The organism is Marinobacter mangrovi (assembly GCF_016798325.1).
Lineage (GTDB): Bacteria > Pseudomonadota > Gammaproteobacteria > Pseudomonadales > Oleiphilaceae > Marinobacter_A > Marinobacter_A mangrovi.
This window is the reverse complement of sequence record NZ_JAERVO010000008.1, coordinates 207552-231759: the sequence shown is the minus strand read 5'-3', so window position 1 is coordinate 231759 and position 24208 is coordinate 207552. Positions and strand designations below refer to the sequence as shown.

The 24208-nt window shown below is 62.6% G+C and carries 18 protein-coding genes; 8 read left to right on the top strand and 10 right to left on the bottom strand.

Going from position 1 to position 24208, the window contains the following annotated elements:
- Positions 1 to 75: 75 nt before the first annotated feature.
- From JL474_RS20320 to JL474_RS20295, 6 genes are all read left to right on the top strand, one after another.
- On the top strand, positions 76 to 1671 hold the full coding sequence (locus JL474_RS20320; protein WP_203143729.1) for a solute:sodium symporter family transporter: 1596 nt from the start codon (positions 76 to 78) through the stop codon (positions 1669 to 1671).
- A gap of 162 nt (positions 1672 to 1833) precedes the next feature.
- Positions 1834 to 2655, top strand: coding sequence for a hypothetical protein (locus JL474_RS20315; protein ID WP_203143727.1), 822 nt, complete (start codon positions 1834 to 1836; stop codon positions 2653 to 2655).
- Between the two features lie 72 nt (positions 2656 to 2727).
- Positions 2728 to 3525 (top strand): DUF2220 domain-containing protein, encoded by a 798-nt coding sequence (locus tag JL474_RS20310; RefSeq protein WP_236012402.1) that lies wholly within the window; start codon positions 2728 to 2730, stop codon positions 3523 to 3525.
- Positions 3515 to 6481: a coiled-coil domain-containing protein gene (locus tag JL474_RS20305; protein ID WP_236012401.1), complete on the top strand. Its 2967-nt coding sequence runs from the start codon at positions 3515 to 3517 to the stop codon at positions 6479 to 6481. The genes JL474_RS20310 and JL474_RS20305 overlap by 11 nt, the downstream gene beginning before the upstream one ends.
- Entirely contained in the window at positions 6471 to 7925 is a 1455-nt protein-coding gene (locus JL474_RS20300) for a hypothetical protein (RefSeq protein WP_203143725.1), read from the top strand. Before JL474_RS20305 ends, JL474_RS20300 begins: the two co-directional genes overlap by 11 nt.
- The gene (locus JL474_RS20295; protein ID WP_236012400.1) at positions 7912 to 8559 is read left to right on the top strand and encodes a condensin complex protein MksE; all 648 of its coding nucleotides are present in this window, start codon (positions 7912 to 7914) and stop codon (positions 8557 to 8559) included. The genes JL474_RS20300 and JL474_RS20295 overlap by 14 nt, the downstream gene beginning before the upstream one ends.
- A gap of 101 nt (positions 8560 to 8660) precedes the next feature.
- Here the strand turns inward: JL474_RS20295 and JL474_RS20290 are convergent, their stop codons facing one another.
- Genes JL474_RS20290 through JL474_RS20270 form a run of 5 tightly spaced genes read right to left on the bottom strand, consistent with a single transcriptional unit; the run spans position 8661 to position 14709 of the window.
- Complete coding sequence (locus tag JL474_RS20290; RefSeq protein ID WP_203143723.1) at positions 8661 to 8900, bottom strand: formate dehydrogenase subunit delta; 240 nt, start codon at positions 8898 to 8900, stop codon at positions 8661 to 8663.
- Positions 8897 to 9766 carry a formate dehydrogenase accessory sulfurtransferase FdhD gene (gene fdhD, locus JL474_RS20285; RefSeq protein ID WP_236012399.1) on the bottom strand — a complete coding sequence of 290 codons (870 nt, stop codon included), beginning with the start codon at positions 9764 to 9766 and terminating at the stop codon, positions 8897 to 8899. Before fdhD ends, JL474_RS20290 begins: the two co-directional genes overlap by 4 nt.
- Complete coding sequence (fdhF, locus tag JL474_RS20280; RefSeq protein ID WP_203143719.1) at positions 9753 to 12641, bottom strand: formate dehydrogenase subunit alpha; 2889 nt, start codon at positions 12639 to 12641, stop codon at positions 9753 to 9755. Before fdhF ends, fdhD begins: the two co-directional genes overlap by 14 nt.
- A gap of 17 nt (positions 12642 to 12658) precedes the next feature.
- Positions 12659 to 14203, bottom strand: a complete 1545-nt coding sequence (locus JL474_RS20275) for a formate dehydrogenase beta subunit (protein ID WP_203143717.1) — start codon at positions 14201 to 14203, stop codon at positions 12659 to 12661.
- Positions 14203 to 14709: a formate dehydrogenase subunit gamma gene (locus JL474_RS20270; protein ID WP_123636079.1), complete on the bottom strand. Its 507-nt coding sequence runs from the start codon at positions 14707 to 14709 to the stop codon at positions 14203 to 14205. The genes JL474_RS20275 and JL474_RS20270 overlap by 1 nt, the downstream gene beginning before the upstream one ends.
- Before the next feature lie 127 nt (positions 14710 to 14836).
- Here JL474_RS20270 and JL474_RS20265 point away from each other — a divergent pair, with 127 nt between their 5' ends.
- On the top strand, positions 14837 to 15916 hold the full coding sequence (locus tag JL474_RS20265) for a substrate-binding domain-containing protein (RefSeq protein ID WP_203143715.1): 1080 nt from the start codon (positions 14837 to 14839) through the stop codon (positions 15914 to 15916).
- A gap of 48 nt (positions 15917 to 15964) precedes the next feature.
- On the opposite strand, the gene JL474_RS20260 is transcribed toward JL474_RS20265, so the two are convergent.
- The 5 genes from JL474_RS20260 to JL474_RS20240 all read right to left on the bottom strand — a co-directional run bounded on the left by JL474_RS20260 (position 15965) and on the right by JL474_RS20240 (position 23130).
- On the bottom strand, positions 15965 to 17626 hold the full coding sequence (locus JL474_RS20260; RefSeq protein ID WP_203143713.1) for an OFA family MFS transporter: 1662 nt from the start codon (positions 17624 to 17626) through the stop codon (positions 15965 to 15967).
- A 378-nt stretch (positions 17627 to 18004) separates the two neighbouring features.
- Positions 18005 to 18715: a DUF2931 family protein gene (locus JL474_RS21575; protein ID WP_236012398.1), complete on the bottom strand. Its 711-nt coding sequence runs from the start codon at positions 18713 to 18715 to the stop codon at positions 18005 to 18007.
- Between the two features lie 223 nt (positions 18716 to 18938).
- Positions 18939 to 20255: a short-chain fatty acid transporter gene (locus JL474_RS20250; protein ID WP_203143710.1), complete on the bottom strand. Its 1317-nt coding sequence runs from the start codon at positions 20253 to 20255 to the stop codon at positions 18939 to 18941.
- A 375-nt stretch (positions 20256 to 20630) separates the two neighbouring features.
- On the bottom strand, positions 20631 to 21881 hold the full coding sequence (locus JL474_RS20245; RefSeq protein ID WP_203143708.1) for a CaiB/BaiF CoA transferase family protein: 1251 nt from the start codon (positions 21879 to 21881) through the stop codon (positions 20631 to 20633).
- Positions 21882 to 21942: 61 nt separating this feature from the next.
- Entirely contained in the window at positions 21943 to 23130 is a 1188-nt protein-coding gene (locus JL474_RS20240) for an acyl-CoA dehydrogenase (protein WP_203143706.1), read from the bottom strand.
- Positions 23131 to 23314: 184 nt separating this feature from the next.
- Here JL474_RS20240 and JL474_RS20235 point away from each other — a divergent pair, with 184 nt between their 5' ends.
- Complete coding sequence (locus tag JL474_RS20235; protein WP_203143704.1) at positions 23315 to 24205, top strand: LysR family transcriptional regulator; 891 nt, start codon at positions 23315 to 23317, stop codon at positions 24203 to 24205.
- The last annotated feature ends 3 nt before the right edge of the window (positions 24206 to 24208 follow it).

The window sequence follows — 24208 nt, the reverse complement described above, 5'->3', positions numbered from 1 at the left end:
CTCTTGCTGCCCGGGTGGTGCAGCGTCGCGCATTGAATTCACCGAACTGATGTTTTCCAAGAACAAGGACAAGCTATGCATGCACTTACCCTGATCTCGTTCCTGTTTTTTACAGGGCTGGTCGCACTGATCACCTGGGTGGTCACGCGCCGCGATGACCATGACAGCACGCGCGGCTATTTCCTGGCCGGTCGTAGCCTGACCTTCCCGTTCATCGCCGGGTCGCTGCTTATGACCAACCTGTCCACCGAGCAGATGGTGGGCCTGAACGGCTCCGCGTTCACCGACGGCCTCAGTGTGATGGCCTGGGAAGTGGTCGCGGTCATTGCGCTGGTGCTGCTGGCGCTGTTCTTCCTGCCGCGCTTCCTGCGCAGCGGGATCGCCACCGTGCCGCAGCTGCTGCGCGAGCGGTTCGATCCGGGCACCCAGCTGATCTGTAACATCATCTTCCTGCTGGCCTATGCGGTCATCCTGCTGCCGATCATCCTGTACTCCGGTGCGGTGGGGCTCCAGGGCATGCTGGACCTGCCTGGTCTGACCGGCATCCAGTCGCACACCACACTGCTGTGGGGCACCGTCTGGGTCGTGGGGCTGATCGGCTCGGTCTACGCCCTGTTCGGTGGTCTGCGCACGGTTGCGGTGTCCGACACCCTGAACGGCGTGGGGCTGCTGATCGGTGGTTTCGTGATCGTCTACTTCGGCCTGCAGGCGGTCAGTGACGGTACCGGCGTGATGGCCGGTTGGGACATTCTCAAGGAAGCCAACCCGGACAAACTGGACTCCATCGGCGGTGCGGACCAGCAGGTGCCGTTTGCCACGCTGTTTACCGGCGTCTTCCTGATCAACGTGTTCTACTGGACCACCAACCAGCAGATCATCCAGCGGACCTTTGCCGCGAAGAACCTCGCCGAAGGCCAGAAGGGTGTGCTGCTGACCGGTCTGTTCAAGCTGCTGGGCCCGCTGTACCTGGTTATCCCGGGCATCATCGCCTATCACCTGTATGCCGGTGACGGCATCCGCGCGGACGCCGCCTACGGTCACCTGGTCTACAACGTGCTGCCGCCTTACCTGACCGGCTTCTTCGCCGCGGTGATGGTGGGTGCGATCCTGTCCTCGTTCAACTCGGCGCTGAACAGTACCACCACGCTGTTCAGTCTTGACCTGTACAAGGGCGTCATCAACAAGGACGCCACTGACGAGCAGGTGGTCAACGCCGGTAAGATCTTCGGCTGGGTCATGGCCATCGCCGCCATGCTGATCGCCCCGATGCTGGCGGGTCAGGAAAGCCTGTTCGGCTACCTGCAGAAGATGAACGCCATGTACTTCATCCCGATCCTGTCCGTGGTGCTGGTCGGCCTGCTGAGCAAGCGGGTGCCCTCGATTGCCGCCAAGATCGCCCTGATCGGCGGCTGCGCGATCATTGGTCTGGTCTACTTCGTGCCGCCGTTCACCGGCATCCTCGACGCGATCAACGACTTCCACTTCGTTGCGCTGGTCTTCGTGCTGTTGGTAGTCGGTATGCTACTGATCGGCAAGATCGCCCCGCGGGCCACCGCCTGGGTGCAGCAGGACAGCGGCCAGGTCGACCTGACGCCCTGGGGCGGCGCGATTCCGGCGGGCATCGTGCTGGTGATTCTGGTGATTGCCATCTATGCGGCGTTTGCCGGTTGATACAGCGGCGTTGAATGACGCGCCCTGAAACAGGCGCCGACGGGTCGATCGGGCAACTGATTGACCGGTTGGCGCCTTTTTTGTGAGGGCGCGTCCTACGGTGTTGGCAGATCCTCGCGCTTTGCTTTAGTGTCGATGCCGGACTTCACACGACGACAACCGATGAAACGCCGACTGACTTTTCGCCCGTTCCTGTTTGCGCTGCTGCTGATCAGCCCCCTGGTTTACGGCGCTTGCCCGAAAGATCCCGCGACAGCGTATGAACAGCTGTATTGCGATATTCAGGCCAAAGGCGGCGGGTCGACGTTACCCACTTTCGAGGACTTCCGCCGCAACTCCCCTCAGGTTCAGGCCCTGTTGCTCAAGCGACCGGCGGCCCGGCTGGGGTTGTCGGTGCCCGAAGCCGAGGCGGCGACATCTCAACCGGCAAAACCTGCCCCTCCGGTCACTTCAGAACGCCCAGAACCCGACCCCGAAATCGAACCGACGCCTCCACCGGCTGTCGACTCGGCATTCGATGGTTGCCGGCTGAGTGGGGCGGTTATTCGCTGTCCGTCGGCCCGATACGAACTGGCAACCAATCAGGCGAATTCGGCCCTCCGTGCCGGCGTGCTGGATGACGATAATCGCCTGGGTTTGAGTGCCTATCGCGGAGACCTGTCGGACGAAACGGCGGTTCGCGCCTACCTCTCCGACGCCTACGACCGCTACATCGCCAAGATGCTGGAGATCGGGTTGGGCGGCACCACCATGAGTTTCACGCGCTTCTACAACAGCTTCCGACGTCACGAGGCGAAGGGCATCGACTTTGCCCAGCGGATGGACGAGACGTTCGACTACCTCAAGCAGGACAAGCGCACGCTTGGAGTGAACCGCAAACCGCCGGACGAGCTGCCGAAGAGTCTGAAAAACTGCGCCCCCTCCGGTGCCCGGGTGATCGTGTGCGACAATGTGGCGACGAACTGGGTGTACGTCCGCGACTGAGTGTCCGGCATTGGTGTCGGCCCGGCCGATTTCGTATTCTGGGCCGTTCTCTTTTGGATGTGAGTCACCGGCATGAGTCTGGCCCTGGCGAAATACCTCGCGGCAATACGTGAGGGCAAGCCGATCAACTATTCTGCGTTCCTCAAACAGTTGCCGCCGGATCTGGTCGCCCGGCACCGCGATTGTTTTGAGCTGGACCGGGTGTCGCAGCAGCGCTGGCGGGTGACCTGTCGGGATGAGGCCGTGATGACGGAGCTGGAGCGTTTGGCCCAGGCGCCGTCATCCCGTCGCGACGCCGCCCTGCAGGGGGATTCCCACCGCAGGGTGACGGCAACCGCCTTCGTTCTGGTTTACCATGACGCCCTTGCGGATCCGCGGCCGGATGTGGCGTGTCTGACTGCTGGCGCCAGCCACATCGGTTTTACGCCCAAATCGACGGCGCTGGTGATCGAAAACGAGGATAACTTCGCCCAATACCGCCAGATGTTGGCGTTCGCCGGCACCTGCCTGGGTGAGACGCTGTCGCTGGCCACCTGTGACGTCATCCTGGGCGGCGGCCATCGCGTGCTGCGTGAGCCGGTGACCGACTGGCTGGCCGGCTACGAGCGCATCCACTGCGCGTTCGATTACGATCTGGGCGGCCTGAAAATGTTTCAGGCGTTGCAGGCACGGCTGGGCGATCGGATGCGGTTCCTGCAGCCGCCGGACTGGGCGCCTTATCGAGACGGTTTTCAGAAAACACCGCAGACACCGCAGCGACTCATGGACGCCATCAACCGGGCGTCGACGTTGGGCTTTGCCGGGCTGGCCTCGCTGTTCAGCGAGACCCGGAAATTTATGGAACAGGAGATCATTCTGGATGAGCACTGAGGGGATGCCCCAAAGCGAAGCGCAGGCCTATTTCCGCTTCGGGATTCGCCGCCTGGTGCTGGTGGATTCGGCGGGCTTCTGTTACGTCGAGATTCCCCTGAACCAGCACGCCCTGCTGCTCGGCAGCGGCAACCTCGGCAAGTCGAGCCTGCTGAACTCGCTGCGGCTGTTCCTGCTGCCGGAGAGCAACTTCCGCAACAGCAAGAACAAGTTTGCCTTTCGCAACGCCAGCGCGGGCAGCTTCTACACCAACGAGGAAAGCTACCAGCACTACTTCCCCAGCCAGTCCAGCTTCCTGATCATGGAAGTGGAAAGCCCGTCCGGCACTCATTGCCAGGTCCTTTACCGGGAGCACAGCAGCCAGCTCAGCTACGGCCGGATCTTCGTGCCGGTGGCCTACGACCAGCTGCGCGGCCTGTTCTGGCACTGCGCCGAAGATGACGCCGATGGCATCGGTGAGGCGGTGTCCGGGCTGTCCGTAGGCAAGGTCACCGAGGCGCTGAAGAAGCTGTCCCGGGAGACGGTGGTGACCAGCGATCCCGGCAAGCTCAAGTCGATGCTCTACAGTTCCGACCTGATGTCCCCGGACGCGGTACGCTACTCCGTGCTGCCCCTGGCGGATCCCGACGAGCGCAAGATCCAGTCCCTGCGCACGCTGATCCTGCTGCTGTTCGAGATGAAGGCCGACGACAAGGCCATGGCCCACGCGGTGGCCAGCATCATCGAGGCGGACAAGAAATTCGCCGACGACGCCTTCGAGCTGGATATTGACCAGTTTCTCGAGCGCCACGACCAGCTCAAACGCCGGCAGGAACACCTGGCCCGGATCGAATCCGCCCGCCCGCAGTTCGACAAGCTGCAGGCGGCGTTCGAGCGATACCAGACCCTGACCCGCACCCAGCATGACTTTGCCGCGTTCCGCGACGGGCTGGCCCAGGCCCTGAAAGACATCGGCCAACAACGGCAGGACGCGGATCGCGAGCGGGATGACCTGCAGGGCACGCTCAAGCAGTCCCAGAAACAGCTCAATACCCTGAAGACGGATCAGAACCGGCTGGAAGGGGAGATCAAGGCGCAGAAGTCGGTCCTGACCAAAGCCGAGAAGACCCAGAGCGATGGCGAGATCCTGGTGTCGCGCTATGGCGATATGTCCTCCGAGGAAATCCAGGCCGCCCTGGACGAGGCGCTGGAGGACAGCCAGGCCCAGCTCAACGCGCTGAACAGCGCGGCCCAGGCGGAACAGCGCAAGATCCAGTTGAACAAGAACATCGAGAAGCTGGAAGCGGACCTGACGTCGGTGACCGAGCGCGAGCAGCGCGCCCAGTGGCAGCTCCAGAACCAGTTGGACGATGACGTAGTGGCTCCGCTGCGGGCGGTGAACCCGCGTCTGGTGTCGGCCAGCCCGGGGCAGGCGCTGGATGACGAGACCAAAGCCACCCTGAGCCGGATGGCTGCACTGTTCGAGAAGACCGAGCAGGGCTATGACTGGTTCGATACCGCCTTGCCGGCCAGGGCCGCGCAGGCGGACGACTTCCCGGCCCAGCGCCGCAAGCTGGACGGCGAGCTCAACGCCGCCCGCCGCCAATTGGCGGAACTGGACGACAATGCCAGCGGTGGTCCGGATCGCGCGCAGCGCATCCAGCAGGCGGAGAAGGACATCGCCGCCACCCGCAAGGATCTGGACATCCTCAAGCGCCTGCCCAGCGCCGCCACCAACATCGAGGACGCCGGGCAGGCCATCGATGAGGCCAATCGCGCGCTGGCCGAACTGGAAGAGAAAATGGCCATTGAGCGGGAGCGCGTGGAAGCCGTCGGCGCCAAGCTGGACAAGGCCCAGACCGCCGCCAAGCGCGCCCAGGAACGCCAGACCGAACTGCTCCACCTGCAGAACAACGTGACCGCCGATCAGCGCCGGTTCCCATCGCTGCAATCCGTGGAAGCGGACGAGCCGCTGGCGGCCGACGCGCTGACCGTCGCGCGCCAGGACGACCTCCGCAGCGGTCTGGAGGAGATGGAGCGCCTGCGCTTCAGCATCCTGGAAAGCCTGCGCCGGCTGGTCAACAAGGGGATTGGCGAGGACCGCGAGGGCGCGCTGGAAAGCGACAGCCCCAGCTGGCAGACGATCCGCGATACCTTCAAGTCGCTGTCGGATCTGTTTAACGGGCTGGCCGAGAGCGGCCGGGTCCTGCGCGAGCAGATCGATTCCCACAACGAGACGGTGGCGAGCTACCGCCAGGCCCTGAAAGCCAACAGCGAGCACATCCGGCGTTTCGAGACGGCCCTCAACCGGGAGCTGGAAGGCGTCACCATCAACGATCTGGTGGAGATCCGCGTGGATATCCACACCGATCCCAAGTTCCACAATCTGGTGGAGGAATCGGCCGCGATCGACCCGTACGCCTCGGGCAAGCTCCAGTCCGACGCCTTCTACGACCGCCTGCGGGTGTTCGTTGCGGAATTCTTCGGGGATCAGAAGAGCGGCAACCGCCTGACCATGGACAAGGTGGTCACCGGCGTCTCTTATCGCACCCGCAAGCAGTCGGCCACCTCGCTGGACACCAAGGGCCAGTCCACCTCGACCACGGCCCTGATCAACCTGGAGTTGGTCCACCGCCTGCTGCGGCGGGTGCTGTATCCGCAGATCAGCCTTTCGTTCCCGATGGTGCTGGACGAGCTGGCCAGCGTCGACGTCAGTCAGGTGCCGGCCCTGTTGGAGCGCTTGCAGCACCAAGGTTTCAACCTGTTTTCGGCGGCCACCCACAGCGCCAGTCCGGAGCTGATTTTCCAGGTCGGCCGTCATCTGGAAGTGGGGCAGATGCGCACCGACCGCCCCTACAGCGCCAGTCGCAACCTGGTGTTCTGGGGCGGCCCGGAAGGCTTCAGTGACCGGGAAGGGCTCGCCGAATGGTTCGACCAGACGCAGCATCACCTGCTGGATGTGAGCCATGAGCAGTAAGCGCTTCAGCACCCTCGACACCACGCGGCTGCTGTTCGAACACCCGCGGGTCCTGTTCCGGGTGATCGAGCGCATGGACCGGGAATCGGTGCGCTACGTGCGCGAGAGCGAACTGGCCATGGACGTGCTCGACTACGTGCGCGATCTCAAGCGTACGGAGCAGGAGCGCATCCGCACCGGGTTCAGTACCGACAACCTGTTCCGTACCGGGCTGGTGATCGACATCGTCAAGGCCGAAGGCGAGCGCCGGCTGGTGTTCCAGGAAGCGCTGCTCAACCTGATCCGGGCCTGCAACGCCTCGCTCTACCAGGAACTGACCGACGCCCGCCTGCGGGGCCATCTGGTCACCCTGCGGGACATCCACGACCGGCTGACCCGGAGCACCTTCAACGACGCCGACCCGGATTTCACCGAACTGCGCGACGACCTGAACGAACGGGTCAGCCTGCTGATCGGCCTGCTGCGCCAGAACATCCTGCGCATGCAGACCCTGAGCGCCGACCTGGCGGACATGTCCGGCGATGCCAGCCGCGAGCCGGAGCAGTTCACCGCCTTCCGCCAGGATTTGCTGGAACGCATCGCCACCCTGTACGAGCGGCATATCCAGCCGACGCTGGTGTTCCTCAATCCGGACACGCGCCTGCCCGACGGCGCCAACCTGTTCGCCACGCTGGAAGGCATCATCCGGCTGCTGGAGCAGAACCGACAGCAGGACATCGCCGACCAGATGTTCCGCTCATCCCTGAGTCTCAACGCGCTGCACAAGCCCATCCAGAGCCTGGCGGCCGAGGTGGATCACTTCCTGCGCAAGACCCGCCGCAGCATGATCCAGTACAACGCCATGGAGCATTTCTTCGGTCAGTTGCGTGAGCTGAAGGAAGAGACCGAAACCCTTAATCTCAAGAAGAAGTGGCTGGATGGCAGCGACTTCTCCCGCACCACCGGTTTCCTGGTGGGGCTCAAGGCCCAGAGCCGGCCGAAGCAGTATGCATTCGGACAATCGTCCAGCTACTACCAACTGCTGTTCTCCGAGCTGGATCTGCGGCTGGCGGACCTGGGGCGCAAGGCACAGGTGCCCGATCTGGGCAAGACGGGTGCGGCCGGCAAGGATCCGAAAGTCGACGCCGAGCGCATCCAGACCTTGTACCAGTGGCTGGAAACCCTGCAACTGCGGCCCACCGGCGATCTGGTGCGCGAGCTGCACGGCCGCCTGGACGGCGTCGTGGAAGGGTATCGGTTCCCGGATCTGCTGGCGGCGGTCAACCGCCTGAACCACAAGCATCCGGAGGGTTTCCGGGTGGTCACCACCAACCGTTTCCAGACCCTGGAAGCGGACGCCCGGACCGACGACATTGCCGATGTCTTCGTCTATCGCCGGCGCCGCCTGGAGCCGCGCCCGAATTCAATCACCGAACAGGAAGCAGCGAACCATGCCGGATCCTGAACACGCTCTGTCCGTCGACACCGCGAGGCCGGCGGAACCGACCGCTTCGACAAACGGCTTCGATCACATTGCCCCGGCACAGAGCGCGGCGTTGTTCCGCGAACTGGCCGCCGGCAAGGTCATCGTGCGGGACGTTTACAACGCCAACCGCGCGGAACTGGAAGCCAACCCGCTCTACAACCTGCTGTACAACAACCTGTCCCATTTTCGGGTGTTCTACGAGCATCTGGGCAGCGAGTTGGTCTTCAACGAAAACGGTGCGTTCTTCTACCTGCGCGAGAACACCGACGAGGACAGCGAGGAGCACGACGAAAACGCCTTCCGCGTTCAGGTGTGCCTGCTGTTGATCGGGCGTTATTTTGCGCGGTCAGGTCGGGATCTGGAGTACCTGGGCCGGCCGGATGCCGGCCTGCGGGACGAAGACGTGGATGCGCTGGAAGCGGATGAGGAATACCGCGACATCCTTCGCGCGGCCCGCTTCGAGAAAGGCATTGGCGAAGCGCTGGATTACCTGGGCAAGCGCCAGCTCCTGTTCAGGACCGGACCCAAGCGCTACTTCCTGAGTTCCGCGGGGATGCACTTTTTGCAGCAGTTGGTGCAGGAGTACGAAGCCAGGGAAGAGACGGCCAGATAGTACAGAGTATTGATACTTGGCCGTCGCGAAGTTAATTCAACGCTGCCCGTTATTATAATTTCACTGAAAAAATAAAATAAGGACCAGGCAACCAGAGGATTTTAACTCGCCTTGGCCTGACGCCACGCCTTGAGTTCTTCCACCGCCAGTTTTGACACGGCGTTGAGCTCGCTGCCGTCGCTCTCGGCGTAGGCGATGATCTGATCCTTCATGCTGCGGGCCCAGAACTTCTTCAGGTGGGTGGCGACCATGTCCGCGGCGTGCTCGGCCTCACCGTGATGCAGGTTGTTGTCGCTGATCTGGTTGATCATCTCGATCAGGTGATGCAGTTCGTTATTCACGTTTTATTCTCCTGCATGGCGCCGGCCGGTTGGGCCGACGTTTCTCCGCTGTGGTAAATCACGTGTCGACCCGGTCGGGCGAAACCGATCAGGGTCAGGTTGGCCTTGCGCGCCTCGCGGATCGCCAGGCCGGTCGGCGCTGAAACCGCGACCAGGCAGCCGATGCCGACCATGGCGCTTTTCTGAACCATCTCGAAACTGCCCCGGCTGGACACCAGAGCGAACCCGCTCCGGAAATCACGACCCTGCCGCAGCCAGTAGCCCACCAGTTTGTCGAGCGCGTTGTGCCGGCCCACGTCCTCGCGCACGGCGAGAATCGAGCCGTCCACATCGCACCAGGCGGCGGCGTGGGTGGCACCGGTTTGGGCCTGCAGGGGCTGGTGCTGTTTCAGCTCGCGTACCGCTTTCTGCACGGCCTCGTCGGTGATGGCCGGGTGAGCCCCCACATTCGGGATGTCCCGGATGGCGTGCTCCAGTGATTCGGTGCCGCACAGCCCGCAACCGGTCCGGCCGGTCATGTTGCGACGCTGGGCTTTCAGGGCAAACATCCGTTCGCTGGCGATGGTCATCTCGACTGTCGCTCCCGCCGGACTGAAATGCACCTCGATGTCGTAGAGTTCATCCGGACGGTCCAGGATGGATTCGGTCAGGCTGAAACCGGTCGCAAAGTCCTCCAGGTCCACCGGCGTCGCCATCATCACGGCGTGGGAAATGCCGTTGTAGACCATCGCCACCGGCATTTCCTCGGCCACAACGTCCTCGGCTTCCCCGCTGTGTTCCGTCCCGCGTTCGTCGACGCGGGTCCGGAACAGGGGCGAGAGGCCGTCCGGTGGTGTGGCCGGGTCTTCTCCGTCATTTAAGGGCAAAGTTGGACTCATCTTTCGATTTTTCGAGATATTCGTGTTGCTTCTCGTCAAAGGACTGGAAATGCTTCTGCCATTCCGACGGCTGCGACACTTTTTCCACCTGCACCGCTGTGACCTTGTATTCCGGGCAGTTGGTCGCCCAGTCGGAGCTGTCGGTGGTGATCACGTTGGCACCGCTGCCTGGATGGTGGAACGTGGTGTAAACCACTCCGGGCTGCATGCGATCGCTGATACGGCAGCGTAGCACGGTCTGGCCGACCCGACTGCTCACGCCCAGCCAGTCGCCGTCGCTGATGCCCCGCAATTCCGCATCGCTGGGATGGATTTCCAGCACGTCCTCTTCGTGCCAGCGGCTGTTCTCGGTCCGCCGGGTCTGGGCGCCGACGTTATATTGGCTGAGAATCCGGCCGGTAGTCAGCAGCAGCGGATAGCGCCGGGTGCTGCGTTCCGGCGTGGCGACGTATTCGGTGATCGCGAAATGCCCCTTGCCGATGGGGAAGTCCAGCTCGTGCATGGTGGGCGTGCCGTCCGGGTGTTCGGCGTTACACGGCCACTGGATGCTGCCCAGTTCGTCCAGCTTCGCGTAGCTGACCCCGGTAAAGGTCGGCGTGAGCTGGGCGATCTCGTCCATGATTTCGGACGGGTGGCTGTAGTTCATCGGGTAGCCCAGGGCGTTGGCCAGATCCTGGGTGACCTCCCAGTCTTCCTTGCCGGCCACTGGCGCCATCACCTTGCGCACCCGGTTGATGCGGCGTTCGGCGTTGGTGAAGGTGCCGTTCTTCTCCAGGAAGGTGGAGCCCGGCAACAGGACGTGGGCGTACTTGGCGGTCTCGTTCAGGAAGATGTCCTGCACGATCAGGCAGTCCAGGGACGTCAGCGCCTGCTCCACGTGCTGAGTGTTGGGATCCGATTGCGCGATGTCCTCGCCCTGCACGTACAGCGCCTTGAAGTGGCCGGCGATGGCGGCGTCGAACATGTTGGGAATGCGCAGGCCCGGCTCGTCGTCGATCTTCACGTGCCACAGGTTTTCGAAGCGCTCGCGCACGGCGGGATCGCCCACATGCTGGTAGCCCGGCAGCTCGTGCGGGAAGGAGCCCATGTCGCAGGAGCCCTGCACGTTGTTCTGGCCCCGCAGCGGGTTCACGCCCACGCCTTCACGGCCGAGGTTGCCGGTGGCCATGGCGAGGTTGGCAATGCCCATCACCATGGTGGAGCCCTGGCTGTGTTCGGTCACACCCAGGCCGTAGTAGATGGCGCCGTTACCGGCGTTGGCGTAAGCGCGGGCCGCCTTGCGAACCTGTTCGGCGGGGACACCCGTCTCCGCTTCCAGTGCTTCAGGAGAGTTTCGTTCCTCGCTGATGAAGTCGCGCCAAGCTTTGTACGCGTCGCCTTCACAGCGTTTGTTGATGAAATCCGTGTCTTCCAGCCCTTCAGTGACGACCACATGGGCCAATGAGTTGATCAGCGCCACGTTGGTTCCGGGCCGCAGCGGCAGGTGCATGCTGGTGCTGCCATGGGGCGTCTTCAGCAGGTCGATCCGACGCGGGTCGGCGACGATCAGGGTGGCACCCTGGCGCAGGCGGCGGCGCATCTGCGAGGCGAACACCGGGTGGGCATCGGTCGGGTTGGCGCCGATGACCAGGATGGTGTCGGCCTTCATCACGGAGTCAAAAGTCTGGGTGCCGGCGGATTCGCCGATGGTGGTCTTCAGACCATAGCCGGTCGGGGAATGGCAGACCCGGGCGCAGGTGTCGGTGTTGTTGTTGCCGAAGCCCGCGCGCACCAGCTTCTGCACCAGGTAGGTTTCTTCATTGGTGCAGCGGGAGGAGGTGATGCCGCCGATGCTTTCCCGGCCATACTGGGCCTGGATGTCTTTAAGACGTTTGGCGGAGAAGGCGATGGCTTCTTCCCAGGAGACGGTGCGCCAGGGCTGGTCGATGGAATCGCGGATCATCGGTTCGGTGATGCGATCCTTGTGGGTGGCGTAGCCGAAGGCAAAGCGGCCTTTCACGCAGGAGTGGCCGTGGTTCGCGTCGCCGCCCTTGTAGGGCACCATGCGCACCAGCTGGTCGCCTTTCATTTCCGCCTTGAACGAGCAGCCCACGCCGCAGTAAGCGCAGGTGGTGACGACGCTGTGCTCCGGCACACCTTCCTCGATCACACTCTTTTCCATCAGCGTCGAGGTCGGGCAGGCCTGCACGCAGGCGCCGCAGGACACGCACTCGGAATCCATGAAGTCTTCGTCCTGGCTGGCGGCCACCTTGGAGTCAAAACCGCGGCCGTCGATGGTGAGGGCGAAGGTGCCCTGGACTTCCTCGCAGGCCCGCACGCAGCGGGAGCAGACGATGCACTTGCTGGGATCGAAGCTGAAGTAGGGGTTGGAGGCGTCGGTTTCCGCGTCCAGGTGGTTCGCACCGTCAAACCCGTAGCGTACGTCCCGAAGGCCGACGGCCCCGGCCATGTCCTGCAGCTCGCAATCGCCGTTGGCAGGGCAGGTCAGGCAGTCCAGCGGGTGATCGGAGATATACAGCTCCATAATGTTGCGCCGCAGCTTGGCGAGCTTGCCGGTCTGGGTATGGACTTCCATGCCCTCGGCTACCGGTGTGGTGCAGGACGCGGGATAGCCGCGCTTGCCTTCGATTTCCACCGCGCAAAGCCGGCAGGAGCCGAAGGCCTCCAGGTTGTCCGAGGCGCAGAGTTTGGGCACGGTGATGCCGGCGAGGGCGGCTGCTCGCATCACGGAGGTGCCTTCCGGCACGCTGATCTCGACGCCGTCGATGGTCAGGGCCACGGCCTTTTCGGAGAGCTGGGCCGGAGTGCCGTAATCCCGGTCGGGATCGATGCGGTATTGGCTGGGGTCGAAATAGTTCAGCATGAGGTGTCTCCCCTCCGTCAGGCTTTCTGCCGGGTCAGGTCATTCGGGAAATGTTTCATCACACTCTGCACCGGGAAGGGTGTCATTCCGCCCATGGCGCAGAGCGAGCCGTCCACCATGGTTTCGCAGAGGTCGGTCAGCAGCGTGAGGTTGGCGTCTGCATTTTCGCCGGCGCGGATGCGGTCGATGACTTCGACGCCGCGCACCGCGCCAATCCGGCAGGGGGTGCACTTGCCGCAGGATTCGACGCTGCAGAATTCCATGGCGAAGCGGGCCTGTTCGCCCATGTCCACAGTGTCATCGAACATCACCACGCCGCCGTGGCCGACCACACCGCCGAACTCGGCGAAGGCTTCGTAATCGATGGGCGTATCCCACTGGCTTTCCGGCAGGTAGGCGCCGAGCGGTCCGCCGACCTGCACGGCTTTGAGCGAACGGCCACTCAGGGTGCCGCCACCGAAGTCGTCCATCAGTTCCCGCAGGGTGATGCCGAACGCCAGCTCCACCAGGCCGCCGCGTTTAACGTTGCCAGCCAGTTGCATGGGGAGCGTGCCGCGGGATTTGCCCATGCCGTAATCGGCGTAGGCCTGTGCGCCCTGATCGAGGATGTTGGGCACGGCTGCCAGGGACAGGACGTTGTTAACCACGGTCGGTCGGCCAAACAGGCCTTTGATGGCGGGCAGCGGTGGCTTGGCGCGCACCATGCCCCGTTTGCCTTCCAGGCTGTCCAGCAGGGAGGTTTCCTCACCGCAGATGTAGGCACCGGCGCCGAGACGGACTTCCAGGTCGAAGTGTTTGCCGCTGCCGCGGATGTTCCGGCCCAGATAACCGGCCCTGTAGGCCCGGTCCAGGGCTTCGTTGAATATGCGATGCGCCACCGGGTATTCCGAGCGCAGGTAGACGTAGCCCTGACTGGCGCCGACGGCGAGCCCGGCGATGGTCATGCCCTCGATCAGCATGTACGGGTCGCATTCCATCACCAGCCGGTCGGCGAAGGTGCCGGAGTCGCCTTCGTCCGCATTGCAGACGATGTACTTCTGGCCTTCCGGCTCGTCGTGTACGGTCTGCCATTTGATGCCGGTGGGGAAGGCGGCGCCGCCGCGACCGCGCAGGCCCGAGTCTTTCACGGCATCGACGATCGCCTGGCCGTCCATGTTGAGGGCGTTTTCCAGGCCGGCGAAGCCGTGATGGGCGCGGTAGTCCTCGATGGACAGCGGGTCGGTCACGCCAATCCGGGAGAAGGTCAGACGCTGCTGTTTCTTAAGGTATGGAATCTCGTCGGTCAGGCCGTGGGCCAGCGGATGTTCCGCCTTGCCCTCGAACAAGCCGGCTTCGACAAGACCACTCACGTCTGACGCTTCCACAGGGCCATAGGCAACGCGGCCCTCGGATGTCTCCACCTCGACCAGTGGCTCCAGCCAGAACAGGCCGCGGGACCCGTTGCGCACGAGATTGATATCGACGCCTTTGGCTTTGGCGGCCTGCTGCAGCGCGTCGGCCACGGCGTTGGCACCCAGGGCCAGGGCCGTCGTGTCGCAAGGCACATAGACGGTCACAGTCATCACTTTACCTCCACGGCGGTCGTGGTCAGGTTGTCCACCAGTCGGTCAAACTTGTCGGCGTCCATGCGGCCGTGGATGTCGTCATCCACCCGGATGGACGGGCCGCAGGCACAATTGCCGAGGCAGTACACCGGCTCCAGCGTGAATTCGTTGTCGCGGCTGGTGTGGTGGTAGTCGACGCCCAGGCGCTCCTTGACGTGCGCCTCCAGTTGGCGGGCGCCAACGGCCTGGCAGGCTTCGGCCCGGCAAACCTGGACGACATGGCTCCCGGAGGGCTGGGTCCGGAAGTGGTGGTAGAAGCTGATGATGCCGTGTACTTCCGCGCGGGTGTGACGCAGGGATTCGGCAATGATCGGGACGGCTGCTTCCGGAATATAACCGAAGCGGTCCTGGATCGCGTGGAGGATCGGCAACATGGCGCCGGGCATGTCTTTATGCGCGTCGACCGCCTGCTGGATCAGCTCGGGCGTCCAGTCCTGTACGGGTTGGGGACCGGCGTGTGGCATGGCAGTTATCTCATCAGGTTGTTAGTGGATCGCTTTTATAGGAACGATCGTTCTTAATTGTTTTGGCTTTTGAGACGTTATGGGGCCAAAATAGCACTCCCCTATCGCCCCATAAATATGAATAACAATGCATAGAAAAAAGCTGAGTATCTCGCCGGCCTGGGTGTTTCGCAGCGACGACGGCGAGCTTTTCGACCCGGTCCTGTTCCGGCTGCTCAAGAGCCTGAGGGACTCCGGTAAACTCACCCTGGCGGCCGAGGAGGCCCGGATTTCCTACCGTCACGCCTGGAACCTGCTCAACCGCGGTGCCGATTTCTTCGGGCTCCCGTTGGTCAATATGCGCAAGGGGCAGGGCACGAAACTCTCGCCGTTGGGCGAGAAACTGCTCTGGTCCGAGCAGCGTGTGAAGGCGCGACTGGGGCCGCAAATGGACAGCATGGCGTCGGAATTGAACAACCAGCTGCAGCAGTTGCTGGCCGGTGCGCATCCGATTCTCAGGCTGCACGCCAGTCATGGTTATGCGGTGGCGCTGCTGCCCGACTTTGCCGATCAGGTGGAGCTGGACCTGCAGTACTGCAATCCGGCCGAGGCGCTGAATGCGCTGGGTCGCGGGGACTGCGACATCGCCAGTTTCCATTTTCCATCCTGCTCGCGGCTGGCGGATCAGGTGATGCGGGCCTACCGGGATCAGCTCGACCTGAAGAGCCTGCGGATCATCCGGTTTGTCACCCGGGAGCAGGGGCTCATCATTCGCAGCGACACCCGGAAAGACGTGACCGGTCTTGCTGACCTCACGCGCCCGGACATCCGCTTTATCAATCGCGATGAACATTCCGGTACCCGTATCCTCTTCAACATGCTGTTGGCCGAGCAGGGCATTACCGAAAGCCAGATCAACGGCGCCGAGCGGGAAGAGTTCACCCACACGGCTGTGGCGGCCTATGTGGCCGCCGGCATGGCGGATGTCGGTTTCGGGGTGGAGGCGGCTGCGGCCCAGTTCGGCCTCGACTTTATCCATCTCTCCACCGAACACTACCTGCTGATCTGTCCCGAAGAGCGACTGCAGCAGGAGAATATGCAGCAGCTGCTCGCGTTGATGAGTTCGGAACCGTTCCTGGCCGAGATCGATAAGCTGGCCGGCTATGCTCCGGATCGTTGTGGCGAGATCTGTACCTTCGCGCAGTTGCTGGAAAGCGATCGCGCCTGAATCTCCGGGCGCCGTAACGACGCCCGGAAAACTCACCCAAGTCTCACGTCAGAACAGGGCAGCCGCCTTGGCCAGCGCGATGTACAGACCGATCAGGAAGGGTACGCCCACCCCGAGCCAGGCCAGAACGCCGCCGATGCCGAAGCTGCCTCGCGCCGCCGTCTCTGCGTTGGCCGAGATGCTGTCGTCGTGCTGCAGGGAGCGCTCCTTCTCCACTTCCTCGTCGGTCATGTGGTGCTCTTCCTTCACCGGTTTGACCAGCAGGTTGCAGATCAGGCCCGCGAACAGGAGGCCGGCCATGATGTACAGCGTGCGGTCGTACACCTGGCTGGGTTCAAGGCCGGCATTAAGCTGGGCTTCGCGCAGCGCCGCAATCACCAGCGGACCGACAATCCCGGCCGCGGACCAGGCCGTCAGCAGGCGACCGTGGATCGCACCCACCATCTGCGTCCCGAAGATATCCGCCAGGTACGCCGGCACTGTGGCGAAGCCACCGCCATACATACTGAGGATGATGCAGATGGAGATGACGAACATCAGCGGCATGCCCAGATGGCCCCAGGTGGGCAGCAGGCAGTAGACGATCATCCCGAGGATGAAGAAGGTGTAGTAGGTGTTCTTGCGGCCGATCTTGTCGGACAGTGAGGCCCAGAACAGGCGGCCGACACTGTTGAACAGACTGATCAGGCCGACCAGGCCCGCGGCCGCTGCCGCCACCGCCGCTGATTGCGCGGCTGTCAGCGCTGCGCCGCCGTTATCGATGCCGACCAGCTCCCCGCCGAATACATCCTGCAGCATCGGGCTGGCCATGGAGATCACCGCAATGCCGGCGGTTACGTTCAGGAACAGCACACCCCAGATCAGCCAGAACTGGCGGGTTTTCCAGGCCGTGTCGAGATGCACGTGGCGACGGGTAATCATGCCGCTGCCGTGCGCTTCCTTCGGTGGTGTCCAGCCTTCAGGCTTCCAGCCGTTGGGTGGCACGCGGAAGCCGATCGCGCCGGAGGCCATCACCACGATGTAGATCGCACCCATCACCACCAGGGTCATGGCAACGCCGGTACCACCGGAGCCGGTGAAGTGGCCCATCAGCAGGACGGCCAGCGGCGCGCCGATCATTGCGCCACCACCGTAGCCCATGATGGCAAAGCCGGTGGCCATGCCGCGACGGTCCGGGAACCATTTGATCAAGGTCGAAACCGGAGTGATGTAACCCAGCCCCTGGCCGATACCGCCGAGGATGCCGCAACCCAGGTAGACCAACCACAGCTGGTGCACCATCACACCGATGCCGCCGACGATCAGACCGCCACCCCAGCACAGTGCCGCGATGCAACCCGCTTTGCGCGGACCCGCATGCTCAAGCCATCCGCCCCAGAGGGCTGCGGAGACACCGAGCATGGCGATAAAGGTTTCGAAGATGTGGGTGACCTGCGGCACCGTCCAGTTACAGGAGGTGGTGGTCAGTGCCTGGAAGAAGCTCAGGTTCGAGCACATCGCCGGATCAGCGTTGGAGACGATGTTGGTCATCGGCAGCCAGAACACCGAGAAGCCATAGGCCATCCCGATACACAGGTGGATCGCCAGCGCGGCAGTTGGCACCAGCCATCGGTTGAATTGCGGACCGGCGATGGTCCGTTCACGGGAGAAGAAGCCGGCCGAGCCCCGGCCGTTCGACGCGAGCGCGCCGTCTTCAGTAATGCCGTCCATATACAATCCTCTCTCTTTTTATTGCTTATGCGTCACAGCGCTTGCCGTGGCGAGGTTGGGGTCCATTGGGATCGTTACCGTTCGCTGGTCAGCCTTCGGCGATATCGCCTGATGAAATCGAGAGGCGAGGGTCGAATACCTACAGCGTGCACAGCCTTGGTGAGATCAAGCAGGGCGGTTGTGAGGGATGGTGGTAAGCCGAGATCCCCTGTCCGACAACCCTGGCGCGCGATGATTCCTCTCATAGCGGCTCTCATTGTTGTTGTTTTATATGCATGGTATTTCATAGGTGTTACAGGTCGTGAACATGTAATCACCAATGATGGATTGCAGTTAAAAGTGGTTAGGCCTGCAACTAGCCAAAAGTCTTATGATTTTTTATGCATATATTGGGAGCGATTGGATAAAAGGTGAAATCGCCAGACGGAGCGCCGTCTGGCGAGGAGGTCGGCCGTGAAACGACGGCTGACGATGGAGAAATCTATGGTGATGATTGGGCGGGTGTATGGAGATTACCAGCCGCTGGTAATATTTTTGATCTGCAAAGCAGAACCACTGAATGCCAATGTAATTTGGGAAAGGGCGCATTGATCCGCCAGGGCCGATCGGCCCGTTATCACCTTTCCAGCAGCATTCGACGCCCCCAACTGGCATGCGCCAGTGTCTTTCTCCTGATTTCTCGAACTCCAGATGCTCAACCCTCACCCGGCAGTGTTCCGGCGCAGCCACGGAATAGGACCAGTGCTTGTCGTTGGCTTCCAGGCTTGAGCAGCCTTGAATTGACAAAGTGGTGGCAGCCAAGGCCGCGAGGAAAACGAAATGTTTCATGCGTTCTCCGGCGCATTGACATGAACAGTACGGTTGCGATTCGCGGAAGGTCAATCCCGCAACGTTGTCCTGAGACGATCCATGCGCTCGTGGTCTTGACCGGTAGGGGCTGCCAGTAAAATCATCGGCGAGATTGAGTGCTTCGCTGAGACTGGGGCTGGCGATTGCCGTGTTGAGCGGGAGACTGCTCGGGGCGAATTCGGGTGATTCAATACGGAGGAGATCCCGAAGCGTGAGATCCCGGGGGTGTTTGATCTGCATATCCATTCCCTTGGGTATTGAATCTGCGCAAATCCGTTGCGCGAGGGCGAGCCTGTCCTGTCGACCGGTTCCATGGTCCGTCAGGCGTCACGGCACGGTAATAAAGGCCCGGGGAAGGTGCAAATGCAGGGCATGATCCCGGTCGGTTGCCGGGGCGACTGCAAGTTCAGGAGGGAAAAAGCCGGCCAGGTGGATTGCCTGGCCGGGAAGGAGGGGCAGAAGATCAGCCGAATACGGACAACGCGACGAACGTACCGGAAATCGCCACACCCGCGATCACCAGCCAGATCAACAGGTAGCCCATGATGTCCCGGGCAGACAGGCCAGCGACGCCCAGCAGCGGCAGCGCCCAGAAGGGCTGGATCTGGTTGGTCCAGCCATCGCCCCAGGCAAAGGCCATGATGGTCTGGGCCGGGTCGGCACCGATGGCGGCGGCCGCTTGCATCATGATCGGGCCCTGGATGGCCCACTGGCCACCACCGGATGGAATGAAGAAGTTGACGATACCGGCGGACAGGAACGTCAACAGCGGAAAGCTGGTGGGTGTAGCGACGGAAATGATCGCTTCACTGAATTGGGTCACCAGTCCTGCGCTGGTCATCATGCCCGCGATCCCGGCGTAGAGCGGGAACTGCACGATGATGCCGCGAGCCGCGTTGACCGCCTTTTCAGCCGCGTGCAGGTAAGCCGCCGGGCTCTTGTGCAGGAGCAGTCCCAGCGCCAGGAAGATCACGATGATGGTGTTCAGGTTGATGTTGAACCCCTTGTCGATCACTTGCCCGACCAGGAAGGCCGCGGCGATCAGTCCCAGGAGCAGCGTCGGCCAGCGGCTGTTTTCCAGCCGGTCGGACGGGCTCATGGACGCCTTGTCGAGCACTTCTTCGTCTTGGCGTTCGTCGCCGACACGCAGCGTCACGATTTTCTCCGGCTGTTTTTGCAGCAAGAAGAAGATGATGAGCAAGACCAGCAGGGCCAGCGTCAGCGCAATATTCCACGATGAGTACAGGGTTTCCGTGACCGGCACGATGCCGATGCTGTCTTCCATGAAGTGCCCGGGTGTGGCAATGACCAGCGGGATGGACGACGACGGACCGCGCACCAGCTCGCCGCCGTAAGCTGCGGCCACGATCAGCGGGAAGTGCAGCCCCTTGATGCGGGCGCCCATTTCGCGGGCCAGAATGGCGCCGGTCACCATGCCGAAGCCCCAGTTCAGGTAATAGCAGACAAAGCTGACGACGATCGTCAGCACCATGGCCTGTTTGGGGGTGCTGGCGTGTTTGGTCATGCCGGTCAGCAGGGTCTGCACCATCGGCGTCAGCGCCAGCACGTAGCCGGTCAGCAGCACCAGGGTCATCTGCATTCCGAACTTGAACAGCTTCGAGAAGCCACCGCCCCAGTAGTTGGCCATGTCCATGGGGGAGTGGTCGGTGAGGGTGACGCCCAGCAGGAAGACGATGGCGGTCAGCAGGATCGCCAGCACAAAGGCGCTCGGCAGATAGCGTTGCACGATACGGACGGAGAAGTTGGTCACGGCTTGCATGGTTATTGAGTTCTCGGTTTGGTTTCGCGAGTTGACGGGGCATCAGCGCCGTCAGCTTTTGGAGGACCAACTCCCTGGCCAAAGAGGTTCCCTGGCGCCGTCAGGCGTCTCTCTTTCGGTTAGGGAGGATCGGCTATTGGGGCCCGTGCGGGCCTGGCATCCATGCTTATCTTTTTATTTGAGTTCGTAATGCGAACATAAGTTAATTATACGAACATGATCGCCGATGCACTGAGGAGCGTCAAGAGTAGGTGCCTATATTTTGGTCGTGGTCTTACGTACGGAGGCTTGTCGCATTCCTCGAGGGACGCGAATGGGGTAGGTATTGCAAATGGAGGGGCGTCGTTGAAGTGCTGAGTGGCAGCGGGTGACGGTTCAGGCCACCACGCCAGACTGCCGGAGGGCTTCGATCGCCGGATCGTCGAGCTGAAGATCGTCACGAAGCAAAGCTTGTGTGTTGGCGCCCAGTTCTGGCGGTGCCGCATGGTAGCGCGCCGGCGTGGTGCTGAATTTCGCGGGAAAAGCCACTGTCTGAATGGTCGCGCCATCGGCCCGGGTGAGCGGGACGACCATCTCGCGGGCTTTCACCTGTGGATCGTCGAACACTTCCGGCACGGTGTTGATGGGGCCGCAGGGGACGGCTTCCTGTTCGAGCCGGGCGATGATCTGGTCCCGGGTGAAGGCCGCCAGTCGGGCCTCCAGGACGGGTTCCAGGATGTCCCGATGCTCCACCCGGGCGGCGTTCGTGGCGTAACGGGCATCATCGGCGAGAGTGTCGAGGCTGAGAGCCTGACACAGCGAGCGGAACTGACGGTCGTTCCCGCAGGCGATGATGACGTGGCCGTCCTTCACCGGGTAGGCGCGATAGGGCACCAGGTTGGGGTGGTTGTTGCCCATCGGTTTCGGTGTGCGCTTTCCCACCAGCCAGTTGGCGCCCTGGTTGGCGAGCATGGCGACCTGGCAGTCCAATAGCGAGCAGTCGATGTGCTGGCCTTCGCCGGTCTGGTCGCGACTGGCGATGGCGGCGAGGATGGAGGTGGCGGCGTACATGCCGGTGAACTCGTCGACGATGGCGACGCCGGTTTTGACCGGTTGCGCCGGCTGGTCGTCGGTCTCGGGCAGGCCGGTCATGCTCATGAGTCCGCCCATGCCCTGGATCAGGAAATCGTACCCGGCGCGGTTGGCGTAGGGGCCTGTCTGGCCGAAGCCGGTGATGGAGCAGTAGACCAGTCGCGGGTTGATGGCTCGCAGGCTGTCGTAATCGAGGCCGTACTTCTTCAGGCCGCCCACCTTGAAGTTCTCCACCAGAATATCCGCGGACTTGGCCAGCGTGCGGATCAGTTCGGCGCCCTCCGGTTTGGAGAAATCGACGCAGACCGACTCCTTGTTGCGGTTGCAGCAGGTGAAGTAGGCGGCGTCGGCGTTTTCGGTCTGGCCGTCGTCCGTTTCGCGGGTGAGGAACGGTGGGCCCCAGCGACGGGTATCGTCACCGGCCGGGCTTTCCACCTTGATCACCCGGGCGCCGAGATCGGCCAGGATCTGCGTGGTCCAGGGGCCGGCCAGGATGCGGCTCAGGTCGAGGACGGTCAGGTGGCTCAGCGGGCCTGAAGACGAGGGTGCAGACATGGTGGTTCCCTGGTGACGCGTCAAGGAATAGCCCGCGCCGTAGGGCGCGGGCAGGGACGGTTTAGCCGGTAAACGCCTGGATGCCGGTCTGGGCGCGGCCCAGGATCAGGGCGTGGACGTCGTGCGTGCCTTCGTAGGTGTTGACCGCTTCCAGGTTCACCATGTGGCGGATCACGCCGTACTCGTCGGAGACCCCGTTGCCACCCAGCATGTCGCGGGCGGTGCGGGCGATATCCAGCGCCTTGCCGCAAGAGTTGCGCTTCATCAGCGAGGTGATTTCCACGGCGGCCGTGTGATCGTCCTTCATACGACCCAGGCGCAGGCAGCCCTGCAGGCCGAGGGTGATTTCCGTCTGCATGTCGGCCAGCTTCTTCTGGATCAGCTGGTTGGCGGCCAGGGGGCGACCAAACTGTTTGCGGTCCAGCACGTACTGACGTGCGGCGGTCCAGCAGAATTCAGCGGCGCCCAGGGCGCCCCAGGCGATGCCGTAGCGAGCGGAGTTCAGGCAGGTGAACGGGCCGCGCAGGCCGGTCACTTCCGGGAACATGTTCTCTTCCGGCACGAACACTTCATCCATCACGATCTCGCCGGTGATGGAGGCGCGCAGGCTGACCTTGCCGTGGATGGCCGGCGCGCTCAGGCCTTTCATGCCTTTTTCCAGGATAAAGCCGCGGATCTTGCCGTCTTCGGTCTTGCCCCAGACCACGAACACGTCGGCGATCGGGCTGTTGGTGATCCAGATCTTGCTGCCGCTCAGCTTGTAGCCGCCGTCCACTTTCCTGGCGCGGGTTTCCATGCTGCCGGGGTCGGAGCCGTGGTTCGGCTCGGTCAGGCCGAAGCAGCCGATCCATTCGCCGCTGGCCAGCTTGGGCAGGTACTTCTGCTTCTGCTCTTCGGAACCGAATTCGTTGATCGGCACCATCACCAGGGACGACTGCACGCTCATCATGGAGCGGTAGCCTGAATCGACCCGTTCCACTTCCCGTGCGATCAAGCCGTAGGACACGTAGTTGAGGCCAGCGCCGCCGTACTCTTCGGGAATGGTGGCGCCCAACAGGCCCAGTTCGCCCATTTCACGGAAAATCGCCGGATCGGTTTTTTCGTGGCGGAATGCTTCCAGGACGCGCGGGGCCAGTTTGTCCTGCGCATAGTTGTGGGCGGTATCCCGCACCATGCGTTCCTCTTCCTCAAGCTGGCTGTCCAGCAGGAGGGGGCTCAACCAGTCAAATTCAGCGTTGGGGCTGCTCATTGTTCGTTTACCTCACATGTCGTGTAGTTGGCGGTATCTCTTGTGATGCGGGAGCGCGCGATATTATTGATGTGTGGCCATACTAGTGAATCGACAACGTCGGGCTCAAACGATAATATTTCATTTCGTTGTGCATAAAACTCACTTCATAAAATTGCTGCCCTGACCCTATCCGGAGAGCGCCATGCGTCGCAAGGTCCCCAGTACCACCGTCCTGATGGGCTTCGAAGCCGCGGCGCGCCACGTCAGCTTTACGGAAGCGGCCGAGGAGCTGTCGCTGACCCAGAGTGCCATCTGCCGCCAGATTGCCTCGCTCGAGGAGTTCCTGGGCGTCAAGTTGTTCCGGCGCGGCCGGCAGGGAGTTCGGCTCACCGAGGCGGGCCACAACTACCATCGTCTGGTCGCACAGCGCCTCAATGAGATCGAGCGCGATACCCTGTCCGTTATGGGGAATCATGGCACGGAAAACGCGTTGGAGCTGGCAGTGGTGCCCACCTTCGGCACCCGCTGGCTGATTCCCCGGTTACGCCGTTTCAAGGCGCTGCACCCGAACATTACGGTCAACATGACCAACAAGACGCGGCCCTTCCTGTTCTCGGATACGCCGTTCGATGCGGCGATCTACTTCGGGGACGGTGAGTGGTCGGGTACCGAGACCACCGTGTTCATGCGGGAGCGGCCGGTGCCGGTGTGCAGTCCGGACCTGATCGGACCCAGAACCGAACTCACCTACGAGGAGATCCTCGACTACCCGCTATTGCAGCAGACCACGCGACCCTATGCCTGGCGGCACTGGTTCCGGTCACTGGACATGCGGGTCGAGCGGGATATGTCCGGGCAGCGCTATGAGCTGTTCACGATGCTGGCGGAAGCGGCTGCCCATGGCATGGGCATCGCGCTCATTCCGCCCTTCCTGATTGAGCGGGAGCTGGAGGCCGGGCAGCTGATTGTACCGGTGTCCCACAGCTTCCAGAGTCAGGGCGGTTACCATTTCGTGCTGCCGGATCATCGTCGCGATAACGAGGCCGTCCGCCTGTTCCGGGACTGGGTGTTGAGTGAGGGCGAGCCCGAGTAATCC